15 protein-coding genes are annotated in these 13,176 nt (G+C 34.1%); 5 read left to right on the top strand and 10 right to left on the bottom strand.

From position 1 onward, the window contains the following. Positions 1-238 precede the first annotated feature (238 nt). From A9C19_RS01445 to A9C19_RS01430, 4 genes are all read left to right on the top strand, one after another. Complete coding sequence (locus A9C19_RS01445; RefSeq protein WP_072578304.1) at positions 239-1,096, top strand: carbohydrate ABC transporter permease; 858 nt, start codon at positions 239-241, stop codon at positions 1,094-1,096. Positions 1,097-1,124: 28 nt separating this feature from the next. Then, positions 1,125-2,429: an ABC transporter substrate-binding protein gene (locus A9C19_RS01440; protein ID WP_072578303.1), complete on the top strand. Its 1,305-nt coding sequence runs from the start codon at positions 1,125-1,127 to the stop codon at positions 2,427-2,429. A gap of 77 nt (positions 2,430-2,506) precedes the next feature. After that, positions 2,507-3,379 (top strand): carbohydrate ABC transporter permease, encoded by an 873-nt coding sequence (locus A9C19_RS01435; protein WP_072578302.1) that lies wholly within the window; start codon positions 2,507-2,509, stop codon positions 3,377-3,379. 17 nt (positions 3,380-3,396) lie between these two features. Beyond that, positions 3,397-4,359, top strand: a complete 963-nt coding sequence (locus A9C19_RS01430) for a ComEC/Rec2 family competence protein (RefSeq protein WP_072578301.1) — start codon at positions 3,397-3,399, stop codon at positions 4,357-4,359. Positions 4,360-4,590: 231 nt separating this feature from the next. Here the strand turns inward: A9C19_RS01430 and A9C19_RS01425 are convergent, their stop codons facing one another. The 10 genes from A9C19_RS01425 to A9C19_RS01385 all read right to left on the bottom strand — a co-directional run bounded on the left by A9C19_RS01425 (position 4,591) and on the right by A9C19_RS01385 (position 10,990). Further along, positions 4,591-5,139 carry a DUF5381 family protein gene (locus A9C19_RS01425; protein ID WP_233499224.1) on the bottom strand — a complete coding sequence of 183 codons (549 nt, stop codon included), beginning with the start codon at positions 5,137-5,139 and terminating at the stop codon, positions 4,591-4,593. A 90-nt stretch (positions 5,140-5,229) separates the two neighbouring features. Beyond that, positions 5,230-5,796, bottom strand: coding sequence for a DUF5381 family protein (locus A9C19_RS01420; protein ID WP_072578300.1), 567 nt, complete (start codon positions 5,794-5,796; stop codon positions 5,230-5,232). An 88-nt stretch (positions 5,797-5,884) separates the two neighbouring features. Then, positions 5,885-6,436, bottom strand: a complete 552-nt coding sequence (locus tag A9C19_RS01415; RefSeq protein WP_072578299.1) for a DUF5381 family protein — start codon at positions 6,434-6,436, stop codon at positions 5,885-5,887. A 180-nt stretch (positions 6,437-6,616) separates the two neighbouring features. Then, on the bottom strand, positions 6,617-6,904 hold the full coding sequence (locus A9C19_RS22545; RefSeq protein ID WP_338022838.1) for a DUF5381 family protein: 288 nt from the start codon (positions 6,902-6,904) through the stop codon (positions 6,617-6,619). Beyond that, positions 6,894-7,106, bottom strand: a complete 213-nt coding sequence (locus A9C19_RS22540; RefSeq protein ID WP_338022852.1) for a DUF5381 family protein — start codon at positions 7,104-7,106, stop codon at positions 6,894-6,896. Before A9C19_RS22540 ends, A9C19_RS22545 begins: the two co-directional genes overlap by 11 nt. Positions 7,107-7,280: 174 nt before the next feature. After that, the gene (locus A9C19_RS01405; protein ID WP_072578298.1) at positions 7,281-7,835 is read right to left on the bottom strand and encodes a DUF5381 family protein; all 555 of its coding nucleotides are present in this window, start codon (positions 7,833-7,835) and stop codon (positions 7,281-7,283) included. A 180-nt stretch (positions 7,836-8,015) separates the two neighbouring features. Then, positions 8,016-8,573 carry a DUF5381 family protein gene (locus tag A9C19_RS01400; protein WP_158515038.1) on the bottom strand — a complete coding sequence of 186 codons (558 nt, stop codon included), beginning with the start codon at positions 8,571-8,573 and terminating at the stop codon, positions 8,016-8,018. A gap of 12 nt (positions 8,574-8,585) precedes the next feature. Then, on the bottom strand, positions 8,586-9,383 hold the full coding sequence (locus A9C19_RS01395; RefSeq protein WP_072578297.1) for a hypothetical protein: 798 nt from the start codon (positions 9,381-9,383) through the stop codon (positions 8,586-8,588). A 9-nt stretch (positions 9,384-9,392) separates the two neighbouring features. Next, positions 9,393-10,637, bottom strand: a complete 1,245-nt coding sequence (locus A9C19_RS01390) for a hypothetical protein (RefSeq protein WP_072578296.1) — start codon at positions 10,635-10,637, stop codon at positions 9,393-9,395. A 50-nt stretch (positions 10,638-10,687) separates the two neighbouring features. Then, positions 10,688-10,990: a WXG100 family type VII secretion target gene (locus A9C19_RS01385; protein WP_072578295.1), complete on the bottom strand. Its 303-nt coding sequence runs from the start codon at positions 10,988-10,990 to the stop codon at positions 10,688-10,690. A 1,343-nt stretch (positions 10,991-12,333) separates the two neighbouring features. Between A9C19_RS01385 and A9C19_RS01380 the strand changes: the two genes are divergently transcribed. Next, the gene (locus A9C19_RS01380; RefSeq protein WP_072578294.1) at positions 12,334-13,113 is read left to right on the top strand and encodes a hypothetical protein; all 780 of its coding nucleotides are present in this window, start codon (positions 12,334-12,336) and stop codon (positions 13,111-13,113) included. Positions 13,114-13,176: the final 63 nt, after the last annotated feature.

Genomic DNA, 13,176 nt, shown 5'->3' with positions numbered 1-13,176 from the left:
AACAACGATTAAATAAGCATATGATTCTTACTCTTCGGAGGGAATGATATGCTTATTTATTTTTAATTCAATAGTTGTCTAGAGATTTACATAAAATTAAAATTAGCATAACAATCAGTTAACACGATAATGTTAAGATGTCTATACAATGACAATTGGAGGTGTAGAAAAAGAGGGGAAAATATTATATTTTGAGTTTTAGACTTTTAAATGTCTATACATTTGGAGTGAGAAGGGAATGCAATTATCAGTAAAAAGAAATGTTTCACAGTTTATTAAGGAGATAGGATTGTTTAGAACGATCGGAATCATCATTGTTATCATTTGGTCGTTATTTCCAATTTATTGGATGGCTAATAACTCATTTAAAGATCGTGTTGAACAATTTTCATCACCTCCCTCATTTTTCCCACATAACATCACATTAGGAAACTACATACAATTACTTGGAGAAATGAAGTTTCATCATATTTTAATGAATAGTTTTATTGTTGCTTTCGTTTCAACCGTCATAGCCGTTTCCATTGCATGTTTAGCTGCATATAGTCTTTCGCGATTTCGCTTTAAAGGAAAAAGGATATTATTATGTTGGATTTTAATGACTAGAGTGTTTCCACCAGTTACTTTTGTTATCCCTTTGTATACGATGATGGGACAAGCTGGTCTTCTCAATACTAGAACAGCTCTTGTATTGGCTTATATTGTGTTTAATTTACCTTTTGCGATTTGGCTACTAATTAGTTTTTTTAATGAAATCCCTACTGAGATGGAGGAAAGTGCAATGGTTGATGGGGCTACACCATTTCAATCATTTATTAAAGTCATTATTCCTCTTGTTATTCCAGGGATAGGTGCAACCGCAATTTTTACGTTTATAACAGCGTGGAATGAATTTTTATTTGCCCTTATCTTTATCCAAACACCAGATTTATCAACTGCACCTGTTTCACTTTCGAGTATGATAACAGAATATTTAGTTTTATGGGGACCAATGAGTGCAGGAGGTATTTTATCCATCATTCCGATGATTGTCTTTGTTCTATTTATGCAAAAAACACTTATTAAGGGTCTTACAATGGGTGCTGTAAAAGGCTAAAATAAAACTTTTCTTTGGAGGTCTAGTGATGTTTAAAAAAAGTGGTCACTATTTATTTTTATGTTTTATGATAAGTATCCTTGTACTTGGAGGTTGCCAAGGTTCAAGTACAAGTGGTTCAACAACCAATACAGAAGGTACTAGCTCTAAAGAAGGGAATGAGGTTAAGGAGTTAGCGGTTGCCGCTCGGGCCGGTGCAATGGCAGATGCGTTAAAGGCGATTGTTCCAGCATATAAAGAAGAAACAGGTATCGCAATTAATGTTGTAGATATGCCTTATGATAATTTAAAAGAAACCATCGTTCTTGATATACAAAATAAAGGTGGAGCTTATGATTTAGTTATGATGGATGACCCTTGGATGCCTGAGTTTGGAGAGGGAAATATGTTAGTTGAACTAGATTCTTATTTTGAAGATGGTCTTGATGAAGATTTTATTGAAAATGGTGTAGCGTTAGGAAAGCATCCATATAACACAGGTAAACTAATCGCTTTACCCTTTATAGGTAATGTACAAATGTTCTATTATCGCAGTGATTTACTAGATAAATATAAGTTGAATGCTCCTACAACATGGGATGATGTTGTTGAGAATGCAAAAGAAATCGTGGATAAGGAACCTGATACGTACGGATATGCAGTTCGAGGGCAAAGAGGTAATCCAATCGTTTCAGACTATTTACCATTGTTCTGGGGATATGGTGGAGAAGTATTTAATGAAAATATGGAAGCTCAAGTAAATTCTCAAGCAGGAATAGAAGCGATGAATACCTATTTAGACCTAAAAGAATTAAGCCCAAAAGGTGTTGAAACCTTTGATTCAGATCAAATCGCTACCGCCTTGACACAAGGACAAATTGGCATGACGATTGCGTGGCCTTCATGGGTTTCTCAAGTAGATAATGCCGAAAGCTCTAAAGTAGTTGGAAAGATTGAATTTTCAGCGATTCCAGGTCAGGATGGAAATGCGTCAGCTATGATAGGGAACTGGATGCTAGGAATCCCTCAATCTTCAAAAAAAGTGAATGCAGCAGTTGATTTTATGAAATGGGTGACAAGCAAAGAGATTCAAAAAGAAATGGCGAAGCAAGGTGGCGGAGCACCAACACGTGAGAGCTTATACAATGATGAAGAGTTAATTAAGATGTATCGTCATTATCCAGCACAACTAGAAGCTCTTGTAAATTCAGTTGCACGACCTAGAACACCAAAATGGAGTCAAATCGAGGATACATGGGGAATGTATCTATCACAAATATTAGTTGGTCAATTAGAGGTTGAAGATGGATTAAATAAGGCCAATGATGAAATTCAAAGAATTCTAGATAGATAGAATGAATGAATCAATCATCATACTTCTTCCTAAACGAAAGAAGTATGATGATTTCTAGTGATAGAAGGAGACTAAATATGTATAAAAGTCATAGAATGACCTTTTTATTTTTATTGCCTGCTATAATAATCTTTTTACTTTTCACAGTTTATCCTTTACTTTACGCATTGTTCACAAGCTTTTTTGACCTAAATTATCTAAAGGGAGACCGTTTTTTCCTTGGTCTAGAAAATTATAAAAACGTACTTTCAGATCAAGTTTTTTGGGTAGCTGTGAGGAATACAGTTTTATTTGTTTTAATTGCCGTTACACTAGAAGTGATAGTAGGTGTGATCGTTGCTTTATTGTTTAATGTACAATTTAAGGGTATAAGTATTATTCGTTCAATCGTACTTTTACCAATGTTATTACCACCTATTACTGTAGCCTTAACATGGAAAATGATGTATGAATATGATTATGGCGTTATTAATTATATCCTTACCTCATTAGGTCTTCCTGCAATTGAATGGCTTAGCTCTCCTTCATGGGCTATGATTTCCATCATCATAACAGATGTATGGCAATGGACTCCCTTTGTTTTTTTAATCATCTTAGCATCTTTGCAAGGAATCCCTAAAGAATTATATGAAAGTGCTCAGGTAAATGGAGCGAATGCATGGCAGTGTACTAGATTTGTAACATTACCCTTGATAAAACCGGCCATTTTTCTTGTTTTATTACTTAGAACTATCGAAACATTTCAAGTCTTTGAGAAGATGTATGTATTAACTGGCGGAGGGCCAGGGAATGCGACAGAAACCATCACCTTTTATATTTATCGTTATGGCTTTAAATACTTTGAAACCGGTTATGCCACCGCTGCAACAATCATCATGGTCGGGATCATAGTCATTTTGTCTCTTGGGTATATTTATCGTGTTATGCAATCTGTCCAATTTTCAAAATAGATTCGGAGGGTATAGAGATGAAAGTAGATGGCTCGACAGTAGCGACAGTGGATTTTCTTAATGTTGGTTTTGGAGAATGCACAATCATTCATCTAGCGGGAGAAGTGAGCAAAACAATTATTATTGATGCCGGAGATAGTATGGAATCTATTTATGTAAAGGATCCCTCGCGAATTTCTTTAAAAGAGTACATAAAAATCAATGGTATAGAGGTGATAGATTTACTTATCATTACTCATCCCCATCCCGATCATATTTCGGGTGTTACTCCTATTATAGATGTGGTCGAAATAAAGGAGGTTTGGCTCCATCTACTTGCTCCATACCAAGAAAATCAACACTCTTTTGAAATGCTTCTTGGTCCGTTAGGAAGGGGACTATTTTCTTTAGGCTATTTGTTTGAAGCATTCAAACAGAGGAATATTCCTTATGAGGTCATTGATAATATAAGAAAACTGAAGTATCACAATTTTGACTTGATTGCTTTTCCTCCTCATATAGACCAGTTCATTAACATCCAAGCGCAACTTGATTTGTTATATAAACTAGAGGATGAGACACCAGTAAAGAACTTAGCTAGTCAAATAGATAGGGGTTTAAATGAAACAAGTCTAACCGTGAAGATAAAAATAAATGATTGTATCATATTGCTCACATCTGATGTAAAAGTTGAGAGAGTTGAAATTATGCTTGAATCCCATGAGACTCTGAGCATTTTACAAGCACCCCACCATGGAGATGTCAATCATTTATCTGATGATTTTCTAAAAAGATATCCTCCCGAAACTATTATCGTTTCTGCGGCTTATGAAGGTACATATTCATTACCAAGTAGTAACTTTGATAGCTTTGTGAAAGAACATCACCCTGACGGAATCATTTTTTATACAGGATATAATAAAGATAGTGGAAAAAAACATAGAGGACTAAGAGTGAATTTATTTAAGAACAGCAAATTTGAAGTAGTAGACATTGAATAACAAGCGTTTACCATACTATTATACAAAGTGAACATGAAACAACGAGGTTCACTTTGTATGTTTGGAACCATCTGGACTCTACCCTTCTTCTTGTCATTTCTTTCATCCACTTATTAATTTTAGAATGTTAAAAAAAGCATGGTGAAAATATTTAGGACAAGAGAGGAACAACCGCAGCTGTTCTACCATAAAAAACAAAGGACTGATAAGCAACTCGGCTTTTATACCTTCTTATTGATCCTCACGTACGTATTTTACCTCTTCATGCAACAGCTCCAGATTAACCTTTCGATCCCAAACCTTCTTTGCGTTATCTGTCATATATGGATAGATGTATTTATCTACCATAACCTCATAATCTAATTCATCAATTAAATTATAGGTTCGAATCTTTAACTTTTTGCCATCAAATGATTCTATGACAATATCATTAATCAGATTTAACGGATTTCTTATTAAGTCGATGTTCCGGATATCTTTAATCAAGAACATTTTATTCTTATACTTCACTACCCCATTTTCCTTTGGGACAATTGATAACAGAACTTTACCTGGCATGAATCCTGGTAAGATCCATAGCGTTAAGTAAAGCATGATGGGTAGAAACACAACACCCCCACCTAGGTAGATAAGAGAATAATTTGATTCAAATAAGAGACCTTGTTTTATTAAAAATAAACTACTAAACACACCACCGAAAATAACAAGTGTCATCCAAGCGTACATGAATTTTGAGCCTTTGATATTAAGGGTTTCACCTGTTTTCTTTATGTTTAGCAATTTGAGAAACCTCCGTTGTTTGAAATAGGGTACTAATCGAAAAAGGAACCTTTTCCATTGCCTCTTAACAACCATCTTCAATCAATTTATTTACTGTGCTCTCTTATATTTTGCAATATCTTGTAACTTTTCCAAATTCACCTGCCGATCCCACACTTTTTTTGCATTCTCGTTCATGTAGGGATAAGTAAATTTATCTACTATAATCTGATAATCCAGATCATCCAACAGCTTATAAGTACGTATTTTTACAATCCTATCATCAAATGTTTCAATAACAACATCATTAATAAAATTCAGTGGATTTCTTATTAAGTGGATATTTTGGATATGATCAAAGAATACTTTCCCTTTTTTTGATTCTATCGAACCTCTTTCACCAGGAATAATCGTCAGGAGAATTCTACCTGGAAGAAATCCAGGTAATGCCCAAAGAGTAATATAGATATAAAACGGGGTAAAAATTAACCCTCCACCTAGATAAAGTAAGGAATAGCTTAATTCAAATTTTAACCCGTTAATGATTAAGATTATACAACCTATTAAAAAACCAACTGTAGCTAGAGCCAACCATACATACATACATACATACATACATACATACATACATACATTTTGAGCCTTTAATATGTAACGCTCCATTTTCACTCTTAACATTCAGCAAATCTTACCACCTCAAACTATAAAACAAGTTCTTTCAATATCATTCCTTTTTTAATTGAAGCACCAAAATTCCTCTTTATTTCTACCTCTCGATTTTCTCTCTTTCGTACTTTACTTCTTCAAGCAATACTTCCAAATTCACCTTTCGATCCCATACTTCCTTTGCGTTATCTGTCATATATGGATAGATGTATTTATCAATCATAACCTCATAATCTAATTCATCAATTAAGTTATAAGTTCGAATCTTAAACTTTCTACCGTCAAAAGATTCTATGACTATATCATTAATCAGATTTAACGGGTTTCTTATTAAGTCGATGTTTCGAATATCTTTTATAGAAACCGTTCTATTTTTAGATTTCACTACACCATTTTCTCTCGGGATAATGGTCAACAAGACTTTTCCTGGTTTAAATCCAGGAAGCGCCCATACAGTTAAATAAATAAAAATAGGTAAGAGGGAAATACCTCCTGCTATATAGAATAGAGAATATTTTGATTCAAATGAAAACCCCTCAGATATAATAAATAGGCTCGCAAATATACCACTAAATGTGAATACAGCCATCCATGCATACATGAATTTTGAGCCTTTAATATGTAACGATCCATTTTCACTCTTAACATTCATCAAATGATACCACCTCAAACTTTAAAAACAATATCATTCCATTGTTTATTTTAAGCCCAATATTCTTCCTTATTCCTACCTCTCGCTATTTTCTTCCTTTCATACTTTTTCACTTCATCAAGTAGCATGTTGTACTGTCTCATAGTGTGATACAAGCAATTTCGGGAGTTGACATGAAAGTCACTCAAAGTTTTGGTGCCCTCTCTCATATTTCGCTATTCTCTGTAATTTTTCTAGATTCACTTTCCGATCCCAAACCTCCTTTGCAGTCTCAGTTAAGTAGGGATAAATATACTTATCTACTACAATTTCATAATCTATTTCATCAAGGAGGTTATATGTACGTATCTTTAACTTGTCACCTTCAAAAGACTCTATAACAATGTCGTTAATTAGATTTAAAGGATTTCTCACTAAATCAATGGTTCGAATATCTTTTATAAAGACATTTCTATTTTTATATATCACAATGCCATTTTTTTGGAGTGACTGAAAATAGACTCTTCCCTATCTTAAACCCAGGCAAAAACCAAATAGCTAAGTAGCTCATATATGGTAAAAAAACAATTCCTGTACTTAGGTATATAAGAGAATAATTTGACTGGAACGAAAAGCCTTCTCCTATTAAAAATATACATGCGGACAAACTACCAAAAACAAATACAGTCATCCAAGCATACATAAATCTAGAACCTTTAATATGAAGAAACTCACCGTTTTTCTTTATATTCAGCACACTTATAACCTCCGTCCAAGTTAATCGTGATTTAAAGTAGAAATTGAAGTTTCTGCTACTGTTCCTTCTTATGAAACAAGGAATTTCGGGGCGTGATAGGCACCAAGGTCAATCAAAATTTTGTTGTCCTCTCTCATACTTCGCTATTCTTTGTAATTTTTCTAGATTCACTTTCCTATTCCAAACTTCCTGTGCATTCTTAGTTAAATACGGATAAATATATGTATCTACTACAATTTCATAATCAAGATCATCTAGTAGATTATAAGTTCGAATCTTAAACTTTCTACCGTCAAAGGATTCTATGACTATATCATTAATCAGATTTAACGGGTTTCTTATTAAGTCGATGTTTCGAATATCTTTTATTAAAACCGTTCTATTTTTAGATTTCACTACACCATTTTCTCTCAGGATAATGGTCAACAAGACTTTTCCTGGTTTAAATCCAGGAAGCGCCCATACAGTTAAATAAATAAAAATAGGTAAGAGGGAAATACCTCCTGCTATATAGAACAGAGAATAATATGATTCAAATGAAACCCCTTCAGAAATAATAAATAAGCTCGCAAATATACCACCAAATGTGAATACAGCCATCCATGCATACATGAATTTTGAGCCTTTAATATGTAACGATCCATTTTCACTCTTAACATTCATCAAATGATACCACCTCGAACTTTAAAAACAATATCATTCCATTGTTTAATTCAAGCCCAATATTCTTCCTTATTCCTACCTCTCGCAGTTTTCTTCCTTTCATACTTTTTCACTTCATCAAGTAACATGTTGTACTGTCTCATAGTGTGATACAAGTAATTTCGGGAGTTGACATGAAGGTCAATCAAAGTTTTTGTGCCCTCTCTCATATTTCGCTATTCTCTGTAATTTTTCTAGATTCACTTTCCGATCCCAAACCTCCTTTGCAGTCTCAGTTAAGTAGGGATAAATATACTTATCTACTACAATTTCGTAATCTATGTCATCAAGGAGGTTATATGTACGTATCTTTAATTTGTCACCGTTAAAAGACTCTATAACAATGTCGTTAATTAGATTTAAAGGATTTCTCACTAAATCAATATTCCGAATATCTTTAATTAAGACCGTTTTTTTCTTATACTGCACTATCCCATTTTCCTTTGGGACAATTGATAACAGAACTTTACCTGGCATGAATCCTGGTAAGATCCATACTGTTAAGTACATCATTATCGGTAGGAATACAACACCCCCACCTAGGTAAATAAGAGAATAATTTGAATCAAATAAGAGACCTTGTTTTATTAAAAATAAACAACTAAACACCCCACCGAAAACAACAAGTGTCATCCAAGCGTACATGAATTTTGATCCTTTAATATGAATCGTTTCATCTGTTTTCTTAAGATTTAACAAGTCTTTACCTCCTTACACAGAGTAGATTTTCTTTTGTAGTACCAGATTAGATATTGATACTTCATCTACCTTTTGAACATTTAAATTTTGGCTATTATCTCTTGTAATTAACCACAACCCTTTATTTCCTGGTATCAGGAAGTAAATATCCATCAGATTAGGATGATTTTGAGCGTCATATGTAAAACTAACTAAACTATCCATCTTTCCTCTTCTATTAAATAAATTATGAAGAAACTCTAAAATACTTTTTGTATTTCCCTTCTTACTAACCCACTTATCAGTTATTAAATGAATGGTAGCTGAATTCTGACTTACATCTTCAAGCAATTCCTCAAACTCTTGACTAGTTAGTTGGCAAAAAACATCACTCTCATTCTCTAACGATTTCATTTGAAAGAAATCAGTTATAACTGGTATTATTTCGTCATTTGATAATTTAGAAATAGAGTGCACTTGATTATCTGACAATACCTTATGAGAGTATACCTCTTTCTTATCAAAATGAAGAGAAATACTTTCTTCTTCATTAGAGTTCTTGAGGTGTTTTGAAGCTTTTATCGTTCTCTCAGCTTTAATTAATATTTGAATAAATGATTTATATTCATCTTTTAATCTATATTGATTATCAACTTCTTTAATCATATTTTTTGATAATAATGAGCGAGAGGCAACTTCTAACATTAATTTTAATTCAGAGTCTTGCAATGACGGAAAATATGCCTCTTTTATTGAAATTCCTTGTTCAAAAAAACCTTCACTATAAAATGAAAATAGTAACTCATCTATACTTAAATGAATTGTCTTCATATGTCCTCCTTAGAGAAATGATAGTTTTCCACTTACATAATTCTTTGCACCTTCAATAAGAGAGTTAGCTGTTTCCTTCGCCTTCGTTATTCCTTTTTCTATTTCCTTTACCTTTCCAACTGGATCTGAAATAGTCTCTTTAATTTGATCATTAACCAAGTCGATCCCTTTATTTGCCAACTCTACTACTTCACCCACTTTTTCAAAACCACTTTTAAAAACCTCAATCCCATGGTGGATTGGTTCCTTAAATGCAATAGCTAATTTTTCAGAGACTCCAGCAGTAAACTGAGATACCTTTTCTCCTATAAAACCTCCTACAAATGAACCAATTGATCCAAGAACTACTGTACCTATTGGACCGAAAAAACTACCTAGCACTCCTCCAACGACTGCACCAGCAATTGCCCCACCAGAAACTGCAACTGTTTTATTAACAGCATTTCCCACTGCCTTAGCATTTTCTCGCTTAAGTATTTCTGTATTATCTCCATACTTAGCATAGTTCTCCGAAATCTTTAGTCCCATTCCTCCAACTTCCATTGCACCAGTGACTAACACCGTACTAACTGCATTTGTTCGAGCAAATTTTGATCCCGTTTGAACAAATGATTTAAACATAGTCTGATCTATCGCTCCACGTTTAAATGCCTCAAACATTCCCCTCGTACTTTCTGTGAAATTTACAACATCCCCAGGCAAATACTTTGCTACCTTCTTATGAACTAGGTCCGCGAAGGAGGCGTTTTTATATTTTGCCGTTAGATATGTTGGGTTGAGTAGCGCTCTTGCTGGTGTTCTTAGCTTTGAGTTATCGATTGCATCTGAAATCTGGTGTAGAGTGCTCATGTGCTTGTATGTAAATGAACCTGCTGAGTTTTTGGTAAATTGTGTGAAGCCGAGCCCGTAGTAGGTTAGTTGTTTTGTAGCCAATGCCCCTAACGCCGTGATGGAGCCGTACCTTTCGTGCAATTTATAAAGCTTACCAACTAGGTTGTCGGCATCCGACAATTTGTTGGCCGTCATGCGAAGGTCAATTTCCATTTCACTTAAGAGAGAGGATAAGCGATTTCCCGTGCCCCATGGATCGCCTACATGGGCGAAGCAATGGCGATATTCAGCAGGTGCACTGTTTATAAGATTAAAGAGCTCCATATGAAGGTCCTTGTACTCTTGTTCAATTCTTGAGAGGTGCAGAACAAAATCATTGGCAAGCTCCTCTAAGTGATCAGGATTTACTGATATTTTTGTCATTCTCTCACTTCCTTTTTTACTAACGTCATTAGCCTAAAAAAATCCTCGTTCTACCCCATTCCTAGCCTAGCAAGCCTCTCCAATTCTCTTTGCCTCTCTATCTCTTCTCTTACTCTGTCCACCTCATAAGCTGCGCTTTGCAATTCTTGGCTTATGTTGTATAAATTATCTGAATGTCGTTGGAATAAAACTCCCGCCTCATCAAGAAGAGCATCGAATTTCGTCCGTGCTTCTCCAGACCACGAATCAGTATTTATTTGGAAACTTTGCATTAGTTTAGACTCATCCGTCTTTATCGCATCAGAAGACTTTTGAAACACACTGGCTAAATCTCTGACTTTATCCGAATTCATTACTTTATTCACCTCTACCTATACTTTTAGTGAAGCTATACCCTTTAATCGCAAAATAAAATCCATTTTTATACATGTAAATATTACCATAATTACCTTGTGATACCCATGAGTCTACGGTAATGAAATTATGTTTCAGGATAGGAAAATTGGATGAGTTGTGTAAGTGAAGAATAGGGACTTTGTTCGGAATAGGGGTCAAAGGGGCAGACCAGGTAAACCACCTTTAACTACCGGACAAATCCCTAAGCAATTTCATGACTATTAAACTATAGACATTCTTCTAAATGATCCAATAGTTTATTTTTCAAAGGTCTATGGTTTATTTGTATTAATTTATGGATGAATATGGTATTTATAGTATATAGTTACCCAAAGGTATATTTGTTTACATATTAAGTGAAGTTATTTTATAAATGAGGGGAACTAATGCAATTCGGAATGTCAAACCAACTTAAAAGATATGTAGATTACATGACAATCTTGTCTTCAACCGGGAGATTTGTCGAAAATTAATTTGATGAGATATTTAATTCTGCTTTCCTCTGTCTATTTTACAGGGTAGAAGAAATAAATGTAGCACATTAGATCTGTCTCTCTGGCCCTCGATTAAAGGATCTTATAGTAAAGGAAAGGAGAAATAGATGTTCTTAACCCTATATACTTTAGCTGAAATCCTATTATTAACAGTTGGCGTTATCCTAGCAATCCAATTCGCATACAGATGTACAATCGCAATCTGAGAAAAGACAATGTTGGAATACTATATAATGGCTATTTTTGATCCACCAACAAACATATCCAAAAGATAACGAACACCTTCCAAAAAGGGATGTTTGGTTCTGGATATTATATTATACGAAAATAGCAAAATATAATTGATTCGTGAAGAAAATCCTCTTTTTACTCGCTCTATTTGTACAGGGAATTATATCAATTATTATTTATTCTTTGCTATCTTGGATACTTGATTTAATCTTTTTTTAAACATGTACATTAGAACAAGAAGGAGTGGTCACATCGTTCATATAATAACTTGTACGTCAGAAGATTTAGCACTTATGATAAGTCTAGCAAGAATCAACTGTTGGAAAGATTTTGAACAGGAATGGATTAATTATGGAAGCTCGAGTAAGCAGCATATCATGAAGCGTGTGATGCAGGGACACGTGGAAAGGTACCGTTTTCCAAATAATTGTTAAACTAGCTTTTTACCCCGCCATCTCGAAAAATCCGCTACTACATCCGTAAAAGTCCTCTTGCTTCCCTTTACGAAAAACCAATTCTCTACCACACATCGGATATGCTGAGGAAAATTTGGTTCCACTAATGGAGGTTTTAACATGTTGAAACAATTAACTGCAAAGGACTTTGCTGTTTTGAGAATTCCACTTGAATCAGGACGTCAAAGTCCTAATTCCTTAGGAGGGATTTTATTTTTAGGATGTTTTCTTCAATGGTTGCTGTACTACATTACCTATTTTAGAGCTGCTAGCTATACTACCTATCCACATGTTGATAAAATACATGATTACCATTTTATGATTACATTGGTTATAACAGTACTTTCTCTTCTCTTCTGTATACCATTCGTCTATAAAAAATATGACCAATATCAATATATGTTAAGTATTGTGGTCTCTCAAAATTTATTTGGATTATTTCCATATTTGTGTGGAATGTTTTTTATTGGTGAAGGTCCTAATGCAACAACAAAAATGATGATTACTTTTACATATATTTCTCTAACAATCGCAATCGTATTATTTATTGCTACAAGTGTACGTTTTTACATTTTATTAAAGAAAGGAAAATACCGTGAAGGATCAACAAGAGGGATCATTCAATCTAAGGTAGAAGCAACTTCTTACTTACCTTTCGCAATAATTGGTGGGTTGGGATTATTCTATATCCTCCAATATATGATAAAAAGTGGAGCATTGGCATCGTTTGAACATTTTATTATGACTCTGCTGTTTCTATTGATTTTCTATGCAATGATCTTTGTACTCCCAGAGCAACTTGTTATTTTATACTGCAAGTTTCGATTCAAAAGCTTTACTTTTAGTGAAAGAGGCTATTTGTATTCAGAAGAAGAAAATAAAACCTATAACGTCACTTAATAGAGATTTGGTTCGTGAAGAAAATCCTCTTTTTACTCGCTCTATTTGTACTGGGAATCATTT

Origin of the sequence: Bacillus weihaiensis, from assembly GCF_001889165.1 — a bacterium.
Classification (GTDB): Bacteria; Bacillota; Bacilli; order Bacillales; family Bacillaceae; genus Metabacillus; species Metabacillus weihaiensis.
Note: the sequence above shows the minus strand (reverse complement) of the source record. Positions and strands in the feature narration are given on the sequence as shown.